Raw genomic sequence first — 16,937 nt, forward strand, 5'->3', positions numbered from 1 at the left:
CCGCCCGACCGCGCCTCCGGCTCCCGCGGTCGTGGCCCCTCCACGTCCCTCCCTCCAGACGTACCGGCTCCTGCCGGACGGGACGTCCTCCCCGTGGGGCCTGCTGCCGGCGGGTGGTGCCGCCCCCCAGCCGCTTCCCGACGGAGACTGGTACGCGGAGCCTCTGGAGCCCGTGAGCACACCGGCCGAGGCCCAGGCGCTGGCCGCCGTGCTGCGCGAATACCGCGTCCCCGGTCTCTCCTTCGGGGAGCAAGGCCTCCCCGCCCCAGCCCTGCTCGCGCTCCTCGTCGAGGGCTCCTCGGTCGTATCGCTCCATCTCTCCGATACCGCGTTCGGCGACGAGCACCTGGCCGCCCTGAGGAACGCGGCACGGTTGAAGGCCCTGCACCTCGACGGCACACGGGTAACCGATGCGGGGCTCGCCTCTCTCCAGGGAATGCCACACCTGGCCATCCTGCGGCTGGATGCCACGGCGGTGTCCGACCGGGGGCTGGTTCTCCTCGCCTCGCTGACGACGCTGCGCCGGCTCTCGCTCAGCGGCACGTCGGTGAGCCCGCGGGGGCTCGGCCTGCTCGCGGCACAGACGGAGCTGGAGTGGCTGGATCTCTCGGACACCACGGTCGATGACACGGTCCTTGCGTCCCTGCCCGGGGACCGCTTGCGCACACTCGTCTTGAGCGGCACCCACGTCACGAATGCCGGCCTCGGCGCCCTGAGGAGAATGCCGGCCCTGAGCTGGCTGGGCTTGGCGCGGACGGCCGTCTCGGACTCAGGCCTGGCGCACATCGCAGGGCTGCGCATGCTGGACGCGCTCCACCTGGGAAGCACCGGGGTGACGGATGCGGGGCTCGTCCACCTGGCGCGGTTGCCGGTGCTCCGGGTGCTGGTGCTCAGCAAGACACGCATCCGCGGCCCAGGGGTTCGTCACCTTGCCGGGCTCACACGGCTGGAGGTTCTCCATCTCGACGACACCCTGCTCGGGAACGCGGCGCTGCGCCACCTGCAGGGCCTCCACCACCTGCACGACCTGGAGCTGTCGCGCACGGCCGTCACCGGGAGCGGCCTCCCTGCGCTGGCCAGCCACCAGGAGCTCGAGAGCCTCGGGCTCTCGGGTCTCGCGCTGGCGGATGCGTCGCTCGCGTCGCTGGAGCCCCTGGAGCTGCTCTCCCGGCTCGACCTCAGTGCCACGCGCATCGGCCCCGAGGCATTGAAGCAGCTCGGCTCGCGCATGGTCCTGCGGCACCTGGATCTGAGCCGGACCGACTTCAACGACGGGTGGGTGGCCACCCTTCGGACCTTTTCCCGGCTGCAGTCGCTCCGCGCCATCCGCACGCTCCTCACGGACCTGGGGCTTGGCCAGCTCTCCGAGTTGCGGGAGCTGGAGTCACTCCAGGTCTCGGGGAACCCCATCAGCGGCTCAGGGCTGGTACCGCTCCAGAAGCTCCCCCACCTCGTCAAGCTCGACCTGGGAGGCACCTGGCTGGATGACAACGGGGCGCGGATGCTCGCGGGCTTCGAGAAGCTCTCCTGGTTGAGCCTCGCCGGCACCCGCCTCGGGGACGAGGCGCTCGTTCACCTCCCGGGCTCCCTGCTCACGTTGTACCTGCTGCGCACGAAGGTCACGGACGCCGGCATGCCCGCGCTCCACCGGCTTCCCCTCCTTCGTGAGCTCGACCTGCGCGAGACGGCTGTCTCCGAGGCCGCGAGGGCCACGCTGGTGCGCGAGCATGGCGTCCGGCTGATGTCCTCCCCCTGAGATGAGTGCAGGCTGATCAACGCGCTTCAGCCCGCCCCCTCCACGCCGCGTCACAGGCACGCTCCAGCACCACCCGGGCCATGACGGTAGGCCCCCAGGCCAAGAGTGGCCAAGGGGCTACCGTCCGCACAGGGGCCAGGGCGTGCCGCTGGAGCAGCCCCTCGCAGCGCATTTACCTGCTCGCCAGCCAGCCCGGCTTCCTCCCCCCAGGGAGCCGATGCCGAAGAGGCTTGGAGGGGTGCGTCCTAGAAGCTGGCGGTGGCGGTGATGCTGCCGCCGGCGGCCGGGGTGGTGACGGTGTTGTTGCCACCGCCCTGCCAGACGACGTTGCCGCTGCCGTCGCGCTTGAGGCACTTCCACTGCACGGTGGTGTTCGCGGGCAGCGCGTAGGTGCCGCGCCAGGTGGGGTACGCGGTGGGGCTGAGAATCTTCGTGGTGGTGGGGCTCCAGGTGTCGAGCTCCGCGACGCCGCCGGTGACGTAGACGTTCTGGCCCATCACGGTCGTGCCGTTGTTGCACACGAACTCCACGTTGGCGGTGGTGCCGGTGGGCGGCGGCGTGTTGGTGGTCCACACGGTGTAGTCCGTACCGGTGGCGGCCTGCGTCCAGCCGGTGCCGGGGGTCCAGGAGCCGGTGCCCAGCTTCACCGCGACCTTGCCGCCGATGATGGCCGCGTACAGGCCGCTCTCCGCGCGCTGGATGCTGACGGTGGACTCAGACGTGAGGCCCGCGTTCTTGCGGATGTCCATCAGCGTCTTGATGGAGCTGCCCAGGCCCCAGTTGAAGTAGTGGCCCCAGTAGACGGTGGGGATGCCCGGGTGGGTGAGCACGTAGGCGTAGCCCGTCATCACCTTGGTGCAGGGCACCGGCCAGTGGTTCTGCCCGTTGCCGCACGTCTCGCTGGGGCCGGTGTCGTGGTTGTCCACGAAGGTGACGTGGCGGCTGGCCCACCAGCCGATGCCGCCCGCGGGCTTCCCGTCGGACGCCTTCAGACGCGTGTAGTTGTTGTTGGTGAGCGCGTCGTTGAGCAGGCCCTTGGTGGCGAAGTCGAACGCGGCGCAGGTGCCCGTGGTCGCGTCCACCCAGTTGGTGATCTGCTGCTTCCAGTTGTTGGGGTTGTTCGCGTCGAAGTAGTTCGTGGGCCAGAACTCACCCACGCAGAACCACGGGTCCGTCGCGGTGACGTACTCCTTCACGTAGCTGCCCGCGAAGCCCTTCACGAAGTCGAAGCGCCAGCCCGCGAAGCCCACGCCCTTCAGGCGGGTGCCCATCCACGTCTTCAGGTCCGCGCGCACGTTCGCCTGCGAGTGGTCCAGGTCTCGCGCCGCGGCGTAGCCCTCGCCGCTGTCCGCGTTGCCGCAGGCGCTCGGCCATTCGTCACCCGCGGCCACCGCGCTGCAGCCGCTCCAGGTGGGGTTGGTGAAGTCCGCCCAGTTGGCGGTGCCCACGCGGTGGTTCACCACGATGTCCGCGATGGGCTTCACGCCCTGCGCGTTGAGCGCGGCCAGCGCCTGGGTGAGCTCCGCCTCCGTGCCGTAGCTGGAGTTGAGCACGTTGAGCTGCCGGGGCAGGTAGCCCTGCGTGGACGCCGCGTCCGAGGGCGGCGGCAGCCAGATCATCGTGAAGCCCGCGGCCTTCACCGCGGCCGCGTTGTTCTTCACCGTGTTCCACCACCCGCCCGCGCTGGCGGAGTTCCAGTGGAAGCCCTGGATCATCACGTCGGTGCTGGCGCCATCCAGCGGCTTGGCCACGGCGGGCGCGGCGGCGAACAGGCCAGCCGTGGAGACGACCAGCAGTCGGGTCTTCAACGTCATCGGGGGACCTCGGGGTTGTGGGGGGAAGCGCGGGCAAGCTAGTCCTGCCTTCCGGCATGGACCAGGACTCCCCGTTGAAGGGCACCCTCCCACCCCGTGCTTCCGAGGAGACGGCGCAGTGCGTTGGGCTGTGCAGGACGCAGGAGGTGTCTAGAATCCCACCCTCCCCTGTCCTCCCCTGTAGGTGTCGCCCTTGATTGAACAAGAGACTGCCCTTCCGGCCACCGCTTCCGCCGAGGAACCGCGCTGGGCCTGGCCCCCGCTGTTCGGCCTCTTGGAGGTGCAGTTCGGCGCCGCGGTGGGCTACCTCCAGACGGCGGTGCCGTACTGGCTGGCGAAGGACGGGATGCCGCTGGCGGAGATTGGCGTGCTGTCCGGCACGGCGTTCTCACCGCACGCGTGGAAGCTGTTGTGGGTGCCGCTCATCGACCTGGGGCCGTGGCGCCGCGTCTGGTACGGCGTGAGCACGCTGCTCACCGCGCTGCTGCTCCTGGCGTGCGCGATGTTCCCGGAGCCCGCGCAGCACCTGGGCGTCTTCACGCTGCTGCTCACGGCGTTGCAGGCCGCCGCGACGACGGCGCACGCGGCACTCAACGGGCTGATGGCCACGACGTCCAAGCCGTCCGACAAGGGGCGCACGGGCGGCTGGCAGATGGCGGGCAACGTGGGCTCCACCGCGATGATGGGCGCGCTGGCCATCTTCCTGGCGACCCAGTTCTCCCGGCAGGTGGCGGGCATCGTGCTGGCCACGCTGGTGCTGGCGAGCGGCGCGGGCATCTTCTGGATCACCGAGCGGCATGACCCCTCCACCGTGCCCACGGGGCCGTTGCTCAAGGCGGCGGTGGACCGGGTGAAGAGCATCGTGATGGACCTGGTGAAGACGGCCTTCAGCCGCGACGGGCTCATCATGCTGGTGCTCTGCCTGGCGCCGGTGAGCTGCGGCGCGCTCAGCAACCTCTTCAGCGCGATGGCGGGCGCGTACCAGGTGCCGGAGCACACGGTGGAGATGGTGAACGGGCCGGGCATGGCCGTCACCGGCGCGGTGGGTTCACTGATGGGCGGCTGGCTGTCGGACCGGATGAACCGCAAGCTCGCGTACGCGCTGATGGGCGGGGCCACCGCGATGTGCGCGTTCGCCATGGCGGCGGGGCCCATGACGACGGACACGTACATCTGGGGTTCGCTCGCGTACAGCTTCGCGAACGGCGCGGGCTTCGCGGCCTTCGCCGGCATGGTGCTGGAGATGGTGAACGACGGCGCGGCGGTGACGACGAAGTACTCGCTCTTCGTCGCGGCCTCCAACTTCGCCATCAGCTACACGACGGCGCTGGACGGGCACGCGTCGGAGTTCCGCGGCATCGGCACGCGCGCCACCATCGCGGCGGACGGGCTGATTACGCTGGTGGGCATCAGCATCGTGGCGCTCATCTTCGCGCTCTTCCTGCGCAAGAAGCCCGCCGCGGTGGCCGCCACCGCGTGAGTGCCATGGCCCCTGCATCCGTCGAGGTCGTCCCCTACCGGCCGGAGCTGCTCGAGCACTTCGCGCGGCTCAACCGGCAATGGATTGAGAAGGACTTCCGCATCGAGGGCTCGGACGAGGCCTCGTTCGCGGATCCCCACGGGATGTTCGTGGCGCCGGGGGGCGAGGTGTTCTTCGCGCTCGTGGACGGACAGGTGCTGGGCACGTGCGCGCTCAGGCGCGAGGACGCGGACACGTTCGAGCTGTGCAAGATGGCGGTGGCCCCGGAGGCGCGGGGCCGAGACCTGGGCGACGCGCTGATGCGGGCCGCGCTGGTCACGGCCCGGCAGCGTGGCGCGAAGCGGATGGTGCTGGTGACGAACAGCGCGCTGGGGCCCGCGCTGGGCCTGTACCGCAAGCACGGCTTCGTCACCACGCGCGAGGGCCCGGAGATTGCCCGGGAGACGGGCTACTCGCGCGCGGACGTGGAGATGGCCGTCACGCTCTGACGGCAGGCGGGCTGACACGTCAGCCCCTGGGCCTGCCACGTCAGGGTCATGGGGAAGGCCCACCGTTTCGCCGGGCCGCCCAAATGGTTCCAACCAGTTGGGATTCGAACATCCTTGGCATTCAGGATGCACTTGCAGGGCCGCACCCCTGCGAGCCACGCCTCACGGGGAATGTCACCCAACCCAAGGCGGACACCCATGACCCAGTACAATGATTTGTTCTTCCGTGTGAACACCGGTGACACCGGTGATCGCAACTTCGGAGCTGAGTCGAAGAACACCATTGCCTATCAATCGCCGGACATCATTCCCCAGGGCCTCACCCCCACGCTCAATCCGGCGGAGTTCTTCGCCGGGAACTACAGCTCGGATGTGGGGCAGAACCTGACGGAGAGCGGCGACAACTACATCTACCTGCGCGCCAAGAACCTGGCGGGAGCAACCCAGTCCGGAAGCGTGTCGCTGTATGCCGTGCCGGCGACGCTGCTCTTGTACCCCTACTTGTGGGCAGGCAATGAGCTGCAGACCAGCGACAAGAACGTCGACAACAACAGCAAGAACATCATCAAGGCCGACAGCGGCAAGGTTGCCGTGACGGACAACCCGTTCGTCTGGAGAGCCCCCACCCCTGACCACTACTGCCTCATCTCCCGGGTCTCCACCACGGCGCACCCGAATCCTGTTCCCACCACGGCCGTGGGCAACATGGACCAGCTGACGGAGTTCATCCTGGACAACCCGGGGTTCGGCTGGCGGAACGTCACCATCGTGGATGCAAACAAGCCGGACTACACCACCAAGGGCGTCATCTACCCCCATGGCTCCGCCGCGGCGATGGTGACCTTCGACATCAAGTGCGTGAACGTCCCCGCGGGGGCGAGCGTCGCCTTCTCGGCGGGGACTCCGGGGCCCTCGCCTCTCATCAGCCTGGGGGAGACCACGGTGCCCCAGACGCTCCCGGACCAGGACGGCAACCGCAACTGGCACACGGGGATCGACTGCTTCGTGCCGGCCGACTACTCGACGACCATTGACTACTCGTATTGGTCCCATGGCCTTGCCCCGCTTCCGGGGATGTCCATCACGGTCCGCGTCCTGCCGTTCGTCTCCGATGACCACCGCCTCTTCGGCCGGCTCTTCACGCCGGAGCAGTTGGGGATGTCTCCCGAGCGGTGCAAGGCGCTGGCGGGCAAGCGCGGCATCGTGCTCGGCTCCCACACCACCGTCTTCCGCTGAGCGGAGCGGCAAGCCTGGCTGAATGAAAGCGGCCACCGGCTCTTGCGAGCCGGTGGCCGTTTTCTCGTGGGTGCCGCGGTGCTTCAGCGCTTCGTCACCCGGGCCTCACCCAGGACCATGGACCAGTTGTTCATGACCTCTGTGGGCTGGGCGGCGCCATAGGTCTGGCTCTGCATGGACGTCTTCGTGTTGAGGTGGCTGCTCATGTAGATGAGCCGGCTCATGGCAGGCCCCGGCTGCTGGTTTCCCTGGAGCGCGTCCTTGAACCGCGCGCCGAGATAGCCCGGAGGAATGCTCTGGTAGTTCAGCCGGACCCGGATGGAGGCCCACGAAGGAATCTCCGCCAGGGGAACCTGGTACACCAGCGTGTCTTCGCCCTCGGCCTCCTGGGGATGGCTGTCGTTGGGGTAGTCCGGGTCGCTTTCAATGGCGGGCTGGGTTCCCTGGACCGCGCTCAAGGGCATGGTGATTTGAGCCAACTGGTAGAGGTCCAGGCCCAGCTGAAGCTCGCCAGACTTGCGCAGGCTCGGCGGCTTCCAGCCCGCGGGGAGGATCCGGTTGTCCTTCAGGTCCTTGAACTGCTGGAGCTCCAGGCTGGTGACCTTCTTGACGTCGTCCATGACGCGGACCTCGTAGATTTGGACCTGGTCCTGCCGCTGGAGGGTCTGGAAGTGCGGCTGGAGCAGGCCAGGGTCTGACGAGAACTCGCTGGTGAGGATGTTGTCGCCATTGGCATTGCAGGGACCATTGCAGATGGCGCCTTGCGCGTTGGGTTGTCCCGACGCCCAGAGCGCCTTGCCGGACCCGTCCAGGACCTCGAACTGGATGAACGCCCGGCGGAAGCCCGCGCCGCTGGGGAACTTGTGCCCCGCGTTGTTGCTGAGGGTGACGGGGACGCTCAGCATGCCGTTGTCCGTGGACATGTTCCCCAGGGAAACCTGCACGGCGGGGAGCCGCGGATTGTAGGAGCCCTGGGCCGTGCTGTACGCGAGGTCCAGGATGGACTGCTCGGCGTTGAGCAGGTTCTGCGCGACCACGTAGTTGCGTCTGGCATCCGTCAGCGGTGCGACGGTGCCATCCGGGAAGCGCAGGGCGATGAAGACGTCATCCAGGAGGAGCACTTCGCCACTCCGGCCGGTGAAGCCCAGCTCCAGCCGCCGGATGTCCGTGCCCACGGCCATGGTCGCCTGACGCGCCTGCCACCTCGACTGTCCCGGGTCGACCGCGAGCGGAGGTGTCGTGGACGCCGCGACTCCTTGCGCGTTGAAGGTGCGCACGACGAGCTCGCCGCAGGAGAGCTGGTCGCACCAGGCGGTGGCGCCCCAGAGGAGGGTCGTCTTGCCGCCTCCCTTCTGGAGGGCGTCCTGATAGCGGCTGAGGTCGATGCTCAGCGTCGCGCTGCCCGGGTTGAGTTGGAAGAAGTAGCGGCCGTGGCTCGGGGAGATGGAACGTCCATGGTCGCCCGAGACTTTCTGGACGGCGGCGATGGCGCTGTGGTCGCTCCAGCCCTTCGTATTGCCATCCTCGGCGCCCGGATTGGGGACGAGGTTGGGCGTGCGGTTCAGGATGTCTGGGGATTGGAGGTAGGGCGGGATGCGTGAGTCCTGCGACAGGTAGAAGTCCAGCCCGAGCACGTCCGGGAACTGCTGGAACATCTCGTGAACGAACAGGTTGATGCCCAGCAGCGTGTGGCGGTTGTACTCGCGCGCCACCGGGGGCGGACTGCCCTGGTAGAAGGGGTCCAGGTCGTCGTTGTACTGCGCCACGTACACGCGGTTGTCGTGGGGGGATGACGGCGAGGTGAGCGGCATGTGGCAGCCCTGGCACGTCGTCTTGGAGTCGGGATAGCCGCTGTTGAGCCACTCGAAGTAGGTGGTCTGCTCATAGGCGAGCGCGACACAGGGGTCCTTCGTGAAGTTGCCGTTGGCGTCGAAGGTCGTCTTGCTGGCGTCGCAGCTCGCGGGGCGCTCGTAGCCTTCGCTCGCGTCGGCGATGCGCATGCCAGGCCTGTAGTTGGTGGGGACCTTGGGGAGGATGACGACGTGGCAGGCGCCGCAGACCATGGAGTCGCGCAGGTAGCTGTGTCCGTCCACGTGCGCCGCGGTCTCCAGGCTCACCCCCGCCGCGGCCATGGGCTTCGCGTTGAGGCCGAAGTCAGGCCCGAGGATGGCGCCGGGGTGCAGGTTCATGGACGAGGTGAAGGGGAAGGACGGCGGCGTTTGCGTCTTCTTCTCCTCCGCGCTGACCAGCCGGTCCGAGACGCCCGCGCCGAAGAGGTCTCCGTCGGAGCCATAGAAGAAGTTGTAGTCGGCGCCATTCCAGGGCTGACCCTCCTTCGGCGCCATGGAATGACAGACGGCGCAGGAGAGTCCGTCCCGGGCCAGCGCGCCGTAGGTCGCGTATTGCGAATCCGCCGAGGAGGCCGAGGGGAACGGGTTCTTGTAGGGCGCGCCCTCTGGCGTCGCGTAGAGGGTGAAGTGGTCGAACGGGGCGTTGTTGGCCAGGGCCTGGCGCTCCGCCAGGGGGGAATGGCATCGCAGACAGAGCTGGTCCACCTGGTAGGGCTGGTGAGGAGACAGCGAACGGGTCGTCTCCACCTGCGCGAGGAAGACAGGGTCCCGGCCCGCCAGTGCCTTGATGGACGCGCTCCAGTCTCCGAAGGGGGACCAGTTGGCGGACAGGTTCATGGGGCCCGCGCCACCGCTCGGCCAGAGGCTGTTGACCGTGGGCTGCTGCCAGAACGCCATCTCCGGCAGGTCGCTGCCCTGGGCCTTCCAATCCGAGTCATGGCAGGACTGGCACACCAGCGAGGAGTTGAAGTCCTGGCTGCCGAGGTTCAGTCCGTTGTGCGCGATGTCCAGGTTCCGGGGCGGCAGTTTGACGAGGTCAGCGCTCTGGATCCTGGGCAGCTGAACACCCAACTGCGTCGAGTAGAACTTCAGGAATGCCTGGGCCTCGTCGCTGGACTCGGCGAGAGGCGTGAGCAGGGCATTGCCTCGCGGGAACACGGGATAGGGCGGAGGGACGAGGCCATCCCCTCCGCTGCCGCTCGTGGCCAGGACCACTGGCTTGGGCGCCCCGCTCCGCACGACCACCGCGGCCGCGATGGCGAGCCCTACGCCCGCCGCGACAATCACATGACGCGCATATCTCGTCTTCATGGGTTCACCTCGGTGGAATGGGAGCGGCGGGACTGCGCTGGGGACGCGGCGGGAGCGGGCAGCGCCTCCCACCGGTTCCTCCAGAAGGGGGCGTGGGGCCACCGCTGTTCCTGGCGGTAGTAGACGCCGCGTGTGCGTTGATGGTCCTGGAACCGCGCGTTCAGCATGGACTCGTAGTCCTGGAGCGCGTCCGCGTCGCCGCTCAGGCAGCGCTCCAGCGCGTCGGCGGCCAGGAGCGCGGAGTCCAACGACTTGGTGATGCCCTGGGAGGACAGCGGATCATAGGTGCACGCCGCGTCGCCCACGGCGAGCCACTGTTCCCCTCGTGGCCGGTCCAACTGTCCGACGAGCACGGGCACCGCGATGAGCGCCTCGCCGACGAAGTCACAAGCGTCCAGCCGCGCCCAGGTCACCGGCGCCTGCTTCAGCAGGTTCATCCAGGGCTCGGGCGTGGCCCAGCGCAAGCCGCGCAAGGAGTCCCCATCGCCGACGAGCGCGACGACGACCCGCCCTCTCGGCAGCAACGCCGAGTACCACCAACCCTCCGGGCAGGACTCCACCAGCGCGTGGGTGGGGAAGACCGCGCCGCCCTGAAGCTGGAAGGAGCCATACACGGCGAAGCAGCGGTCGCTCACGAGCCGCCGCGCGCCGCGTGCCGAGGCGAAGGTGGCCTTGCCTCCCGTGGCGTCCACGACGAAGCGTGCCCGCAGCGTGCTGGGGTCTGCCGCCCCATGGGACAGGCGGAGCCGATAGCCGTTGCGCCCCAGGGATTCCGAGTCCACCAGGGTCGTCGCCCGCAGCACCCGAGCGCCTTGCCGGGCGGCTTCGACGCTCAGCCGTTCGTCGAAGCGCGTCCGGTCCAGGTGCCAGGCGGAACCCCAGGGGGACATCATCGTGTCGTTGAAGCCCGGCTCCGCCCTGCCCCAGCATGACGCCGTGCCGCGGGAGGCAAGGTGCCCGTCGCGCAGGAAGCTTTCCCAGACACCCAACCGAGACAGCGACAGGCGGACGTCCGGCGGCAGGGTCTCCCCCAGCCGGGGGGCGTCATAGGTGGTCCGCTCGACCAGGGTGACGGAGAGCGACGGCGCCTTCCTCCTCAAGGCCACGGCCATGGCCGCGCCCGCGGGGCCGCCGCCAATGACGGCCACGTCGCAGGAGTCCTCGCTCACGAGTTGGCCACCTTCGCGAGGGCCGGTTCCTCTTGGCCCGTGGCGGGCGCGTACGTCCGCTCCACCTCGATGAACGTGGGCGCGGGCGGCAATCCTGGCGCGGATTCAGGGCCCTGCTGGGGGGCGGGGGCATCCGACCGCTTGAGGACGAAGCCCAATTCCTTCCAATGGAAGACCATGGCTTCGTCCGTGTCGAAGTTGATGTCCGTCGGACGCGTCCAATAGTCCTGGTGCCATTGCTGGTCGTCTCCCAGGTAGCTCACGAAGTAGGGCCGTTGGGCGGGCCACCACCAGAGCGACGTCCCCTGGACGGTCTGGTTGGAGCACTCGTTGAAGTCGGCCTGCCATGGCAGCGCCATGTACTTGCTGGCATCCCCCGGCTCCAGGCCCAGCCCGTCGTGCGGATTGATGCTCCACTGGAGCGGCTGGCCGGTGGGCCTGTCGCGGTGCTTGAAGCGGAAGCCCGCGGCCGGGTCGTCCTGGAAGAAGTTCGCGTCCCGGGCAATCCACGTCATCTCGATGCCCGGGCAGAACGCGCCGCCCACGCAGTTCTCCAGCACGGCGCGGTCCAGCCGCGCTCCCTCCGACGCGGGGGACTTGGGGGGCGAGTGGTCGACCTTGCCGGCACTGTATTGCTGGAGGAGGAAGTACTGGGTCCGCGTGAGGCTCAGGAACTTCCGGGGGATGATGTCGGAGATGGGGTTGTCGCCCGCCATCTTCGGCATGAGGTCCGGCGTCGGCACGTTGACGTCGTCGGGGTGCCGGATCCTCTGAAGGAAACGCGGCCCCAGGTTGCCGCCCTGGATGGCGTCGTGTCTGCCATTGCCCTGCGGGCCCACGTCAGCGACCCACTGGTAGGCAGCGGGGCGGCTGAGGATGGGAAGAAGGTCCGCCTGGAAATTGGGCGTGTAGTCCTGCTGGAACTGCCCACCCTGGTAGAGCCCGGGGACGAGCCCCCTCTGGGTGACGAAGGTGTCGAAGAGCGTGTCGTAGAGCGTGATGACGTTGAGGATTTGAGGCGCGTACCCGGGGGGCCCCACCACGACCCACGCGGGGAACTCCACCTCGTGCTCCGAGTTGTCATCCATGACCAGCGTCGCGGTGACGGGCCCGTCCGAGATGTCATCCCACCAGAAGGTGTTGTTGGCGTACGTGTCCAGCCGGGGCTGGGGGTAGGCGTTCGTGTCGATGAACCCCTTCGCCTGGGTCACCTGATCGGGCGTGAGCCCCAGGCTGGGGGCCGTGAGGACGGAGGCGACGGCGGCGTCGAACGCCGCCTGGGTGTCGTAGCCGATGTCCGCGATGCTCTTCAGCGCGATGAGGATGTCCTGCGCCTTCCCGCTGAGGCCGCTCACCTTTTCCAGCGTGTGGTACCGCGCCCAGTCCTCCAGCAGCCCACTCGTGATGTCATAGCGAACCGACACACCGGACTTGCCGTAGCCGCCCACCGCGTGGAGATAGCCCCGGGCATCCGTGACGAGCTTTCCCAGGGTGGTGATGTCGCTGCCTTCGGGGAGGAGTCGCGATGGGCGGGCCGACGCCGGGAGCAGCTCACACTGCACGGTGGTGGGACCGCCCGCGCTGCCCAGGCAGGTGACGGTGCGCGGCCCCGCGTCGAGGATGAGCGCGTTGCGGTCATTCCCCACGGTGCGAGGATTCCGCAGCGGGTGGTCGACGGCGTAGGTGCCGTCCGCACCCTGTTGCTGCCGGAACTCGTACCAGGCGGACTTCTTGTTGGCCAGGTGGACCGTCCAGCGGATGTCTTTGATTCCGCCCTCACCCGGCTGGACCCTGCGCCCGTTGGAGCCGGGCGAGTCGTAGGCGTGGATTTGAAAGCGCGCCGCCTGTCTGCGCACCGCCATGCTGGCATCGCGGAACCGGGTCACGCTGCCGCCCGCCACCTCCAGCGGCAGTCCTCCTGCCTCCTCGGGACCGAGGTAGTAGTCCTCGCTGTCTCCGACGCGGGCCACGCCGATGGCCGGGTGAATCTTGTAGGTCGTGCTCATGCCTTTGCTCCTCGCGGTGGGGAAGGAGCTGATGCAAAAGACACTCCCCTCAAGGGAAGCGCAGAAATTCCAGAAATACTGCACATTCTACAGACAGGGGCCATGTCCCGGCAGTGGCGGACGTGGCCATTGACGCGTCAAGGATTGGCCATGACGTGTCAGCCCCAAAAAAAAGCGCCGCGACCCGTGGGGGGCGCGGCGCTGGGGTGTGGGGCTTCGGGCTGGGGCCTACTTCGTGTGCACCGTCACGTCGGCGGAGAGGCCGGCGCGCAGGGCCAGGCCTTGCGGCGGGTGCACCCAGGAGATGCGCACGGGTACGCGCTGCACCACCTTGACGAAGTTGCCGGACGCGTTGTCGGGCGGCAGCAGGGAGAAGCGGGAGCCGGTGCCTCCAGAGAGGCTCTCCACCTTGCCCTCCAGCTTCTCACCGGAGAAGGCGTCCAGCTCCACCTCCACGCGCTGGCCGGGCTGCATGTGCCCCACCTGCGTCTCCTTGAAGTTCGCCACCACGTAGGTCGTCGTGGGCACCAGCTCCGCCACGGCCTGGCCGGGGGTGAGCAGCTGGCCCGCGTGCACGGACAGCTTGGACACCTGGCCGTCCGCCGGGGCGACGACGCGCGTGTCCTCCAACTGGAGCTTCGCCTGGTCGAGCGCGGCCTCCGCGCCCTTCACTCGCGCGTGTGCCAGCGACGCGCTGGCCTGGGCGGCGGCGATCTTCTCGTCGATGGGGGCGCTCACGTCGAGCTGGCCCTTGGCCTCCGCCACCTTGCTCTCCGCGGTGCGCCGGCCCTCCTCCGCCAGGGCGAGCTGCGCGCGGGCCCCTTCGAGCGCGGCCTGCGCCGTCTCGTTGGCCGTCTGCGCGTCATCCAGCGCGCTCTGCGCCACCACGTTCTGCTGACGCAGGCTCTGGGTCCTATCCAGGTCCAGCGTGGCCTTGCGGGCCTGAGCCTCCGCGCGAGCCAGCGCCGCGCGGGCCGCCGCCACCTGCGCCTGGGCGCCGCTCACCGCGGACGTACTCGTGGACACGAGCGCCTTCGCGCTGGACAGGCCACCCTTCGCGCCGGCCTCCGCAACCGTTGCCTGCGCGTCCGCCGCGACAGCCTGGGCGCGCGCGGACTCCAGCTCCGCCTCCGCCTGCTTCACGCGGGCCTCATAGGGACGCGGGTCGATTTGGAGGAGCACGTCGCCCTGGTGCACGGTGGCGTTGTCCAGCACGGCCACCTTCACCACGGGGCCGGACACGCGCGCGGCAAGGGGCACCACGTCCGCCTCCACCTGCGCGTCGTCGGTGGTCTCCTGCCCGGCCGTGACGATCTTGAAGCCGCCAATGGCCAGCACGATGGCCGCCACGACGCCACCGAGGATGAGGAAGCCCCGCTTGCCGCGCTTCGCCTGCGCCGCGGAGGCGGGCGCGGGCGCCGCTTCGGGGACGAGTTGGGGAGCAGTCGTTGTCGTTGCCATGTCTTAAATCTCCACGTCGATGTGCGGTTTCTCGTGGGAGCCCCCGACGCTCGGGGGGTCCTTGAGGAAATAGATGAGCGGCAGCACCACCACGAACATCAGCGACGCCAAGACGAAGAGCTTGTCGAACGCGAGCACCATGGCCTGCCGTGACACGTTGCCCACCATCATCTGGAGGCTGGCCATGCTGGCGCTCGCGGCGTCCAGGCCGTGCTGCATGAGCCCCTTCTGGGTGGCGGCCATGCGGCTGGCCACCTCCCACCGCTCCGGGTTGAGGTGCGCCGCGATGGAGGCCTTGGACAGCACGGTGTAGCGCGACAGGAGCGTGGTGAAGATGGCCAGGCCCACGGACCCGCCAATCTGGCGCAAGAGGGAGTTGAGGCCCGTCGCGTCCGCCATCCGCTCACGCGGGATGTTGCCGAGCGCCGTGGCGCTGAGCGGCACGAACATCAGGCTGAAGCCCACGCCCTGCAGCGCGATGGCCGCGATGATGTTGCTGGAGCCGGTGGCGAGCGAGAAGTGGCTCATCTCGAACGCGCCGAAGCCCGCGAACACGATGCCAATCCCCACCAACACCCGCGCCGGCACCTTGCCGTACAGCCGCCCGACGATGGGCATCATCACCATCATCACCAGCGTGCGAGGCATCAGCGAGAGGCCGGACTGCGTCGCGGTGAAGCCCAGGAGCTCCTGCATGAACACCGGCAGCAGGAACATGCTGGCCATGAGCACCGCGAACACCAGCGCGCCCAGGAGCGTGCCGGACGCGAACACCGGGTCCTTGAACAGCCGCAAGTTCACCGCGGGCGCCTCCGCGGTCAGCTCGCGGATGACGAAGGCGATGAGGCACGTGGCGGAGAGCAGCGCGCAGATGACGATGATGGGGGACTCGAACCAGTCATCCGCCTGTCCCTCCTCCAGGAAGTACTGGAGCGAGGCCAGGCCCATGCAGAGCAGCGTGATGCCGGACCAGTCCATGTGCTTGCGCTGCTTCTCGGCTTCCTGGCGCGCGGTGGCTCGCAGCTGTTCGTCCTCCTGGACGAAGCGGACCACCATGAAGAAGCCCAGGATGCCCACCGGCACGTTGATGAAGAAGATCCAGGACCAGTGCCAGTTGTCCACGATGTAGCCGCCCAGCGTGGGGCCAATGGCGGGGCCCACCATCACGGCCATGCCGAAGATGGCCATCGCGGTGCCCTGCTCCTTCGGCGGGAACGTCTGCCGGAGGATGGCCTGCTCGGTGGGTTGGAGCGCGCCTGCCCCTAGACCCTGGAGGAAGCGGAAGAGCACCAACGTGGGCAGGTTCCACGCGAAGCCGCACAGGAACGAACCCGCGACGAAGAGCACCAGGCACGCCAGGTACACGCGCTTCTGGCCGAACATGCGGCCCAGGAAGCCCGTGAGCGGCATCACCATCACCGTGGCGATGACGAAGCCGGTGGTGGCCCAGGTGATCTCCTGCACCGTGGCGCCGACAGCGCCGCGGATTTGAGGCAGCGCAACGCTCACGATGGACGAGTCGATGGCGCCCATCAGCGTGCCGAACGTCACCGACAGCGTGACGAGCCACTTGTTGACGGGGGCCTTGGGCGTTGCCGGCGCCAGGACCTCCGGTGTTGCGACGGCTGTCGCCATGTCAGTCGACCTCGATGCCCTTCAAGAAGACGCGGAGGATCTCCTCCGCCCAGGCGGCTGCCGGAAGGTTCGCGGCGTCGTCCTCGCGCAGGCGGTCCAATGCGCCGCGCACCATTCCCATCAGGAGATTCGGGTAGAACGCGCGCCCTTCCGCGCGGACCTCCCCGGCCTGGATGCCCCGGTCGAGGATGACCGACACGCGCTTGCTGAGCTCCGCCAGGATGCGGCTCTTGCGCGCCGGGTCCTCCGGCAGCTGCACCAGCACCCGCACGAACGCGTCGCGCTCCGCCGCGTGGGCGAACAGCGCCGTCACGAAGGCGCGCAGCTGTTCGCGAGCAGGCCGCTCCGCCACGGGAGCCAGGGCCGCGTCCAGCCGGTCCAGCATCATCTGGCGGCGCTTGGCACGCAGCGCGTCCAGCAGGGCCGCGCGGTCGGTGAAGTGGTTGTAGAGCGTCCCCACCGACACGCCTGCCTGCTCGGCGATGGACTCCATCTTCGCCGCGTGCAGGCCGTCCCGAGCGAACACCGCCGCGGCCGCCAACAGGATGGCGTCGGCGGTGGCTTCCTTCAGACGAGAGCGCAGCCTTTTGACGGGCGCCTCAGATTTTGAATCTCGATTCATTCTCTGAAGGGAGATTTAACCCTCTCCCCACAGGAGTCAAATCGGCCTGGGGTTCCAGAGGGAGGAAGCAGCCGAACGCAAGAAAGGCCGGCGGGAGCGCGCTCCGCCG

The 16,937-nt window shown here is 68.6% G+C and carries 11 protein-coding genes; 4 read left to right on the forward strand and 7 right to left on the reverse strand.

From position 1 onward, the window contains the following. A partial coding sequence (locus D7Y11_RS22985) for a hypothetical protein (RefSeq protein WP_126934785.1) occupies window positions 1–1,756 on the forward strand: 1,756 nt, incomplete at its 5' end. Between the two features lie 245 nt (window positions 1,757–2,001). Here the strand turns inward: D7Y11_RS22985 and D7Y11_RS22990 are convergent. Then, window positions 2,002–3,570: a glucan 1,4-alpha-maltotetraohydrolase domain-containing protein gene (locus D7Y11_RS22990; RefSeq protein WP_121752121.1), complete on the reverse strand. Its 1,569-nt coding sequence runs from the start codon at window positions 3,568–3,570 to the stop codon at window positions 2,002–2,004. Window positions 3,571–3,754: 184 nt separating this feature from the next. Here D7Y11_RS22990 and D7Y11_RS22995 point away from each other — a divergent pair, with 184 nt between their 5' ends. The 3 genes from D7Y11_RS22995 (at window position 3,755) to D7Y11_RS23005 (ending at window position 6,774) form a co-directional block, all read left to right on the forward strand. Continuing rightward, complete coding sequence (locus tag D7Y11_RS22995; protein WP_233604853.1) at window positions 3,755–5,050, forward strand: MFS transporter; 1,296 nt, start codon at window positions 3,755–3,757, stop codon at window positions 5,048–5,050. Window positions 5,051–5,055: 5 nt separating this feature from the next. Beyond that, window positions 5,056–5,538 (forward strand): GNAT family N-acetyltransferase, encoded by a 483-nt coding sequence (locus D7Y11_RS23000; RefSeq protein ID WP_121752122.1) that lies wholly within the window; start codon window positions 5,056–5,058, stop codon window positions 5,536–5,538. 198 nt (window positions 5,539–5,736) lie between these two features. Then, the gene (locus tag D7Y11_RS23005) at window positions 5,737–6,774 is read left to right on the forward strand and encodes a hypothetical protein (RefSeq protein ID WP_120577577.1); all 1,038 of its coding nucleotides are present in this window, start codon (window positions 5,737–5,739) and stop codon (window positions 6,772–6,774) included. An 83-nt stretch (window positions 6,775–6,857) separates the two neighbouring features. Here the strand turns inward: D7Y11_RS23005 and D7Y11_RS23010 are convergent, their stop codons facing one another. The 6 genes from D7Y11_RS23010 to D7Y11_RS23035 form a co-directional block, all read right to left on the reverse strand. Further along, window positions 6,858–9,935 carry a hypothetical protein gene (locus D7Y11_RS23010; RefSeq protein ID WP_126934786.1) on the reverse strand — a complete coding sequence of 1,026 codons (3,078 nt, stop codon included), beginning with the start codon at window positions 9,933–9,935 and terminating at the stop codon, window positions 6,858–6,860. Further along, entirely contained in the window at window positions 9,932–11,104 is a 1,173-nt protein-coding gene (locus tag D7Y11_RS23015) for a tryptophan 7-halogenase (RefSeq protein ID WP_126934787.1), read from the reverse strand. The genes D7Y11_RS23010 and D7Y11_RS23015 overlap by 4 nt, the downstream gene beginning before the upstream one ends. Next, a complete protein-coding gene (locus D7Y11_RS23020; RefSeq protein WP_126934788.1) occupies window positions 11,101–13,110 on the reverse strand; it encodes a LodA/GoxA family CTQ-dependent oxidase in 2,010 nt (669 codons plus the stop codon). Before D7Y11_RS23020 ends, D7Y11_RS23015 begins: the two co-directional genes overlap by 4 nt. 228 nt (window positions 13,111–13,338) lie before the next feature. Continuing rightward, window positions 13,339–14,571 (reverse strand): HlyD family secretion protein, encoded by a 1,233-nt coding sequence (locus D7Y11_RS23025; protein WP_126934789.1) that lies wholly within the window; start codon window positions 14,569–14,571, stop codon window positions 13,339–13,341. Between the two features lie 3 nt (window positions 14,572–14,574). Beyond that, a complete protein-coding gene (locus D7Y11_RS23030; RefSeq protein WP_126934790.1) occupies window positions 14,575–16,206 on the reverse strand; it encodes a DHA2 family efflux MFS transporter permease subunit in 1,632 nt (543 codons plus the stop codon). 1 nt (window position 16,207) lies between these two features. Further along, window positions 16,208–16,828, reverse strand: coding sequence for a TetR/AcrR family transcriptional regulator (locus D7Y11_RS23035; RefSeq protein ID WP_126934791.1), 621 nt, complete (start codon window positions 16,826–16,828; stop codon window positions 16,208–16,210). Window positions 16,829–16,937 lie beyond the last annotated feature (109 nt).

The sequence above is a fragment of the Corallococcus sp. AB018 genome (assembly GCF_003986945.1).
GTDB lineage: Bacteria > Myxococcota > Myxococcia > Myxococcales > Myxococcaceae > Corallococcus > Corallococcus exiguus.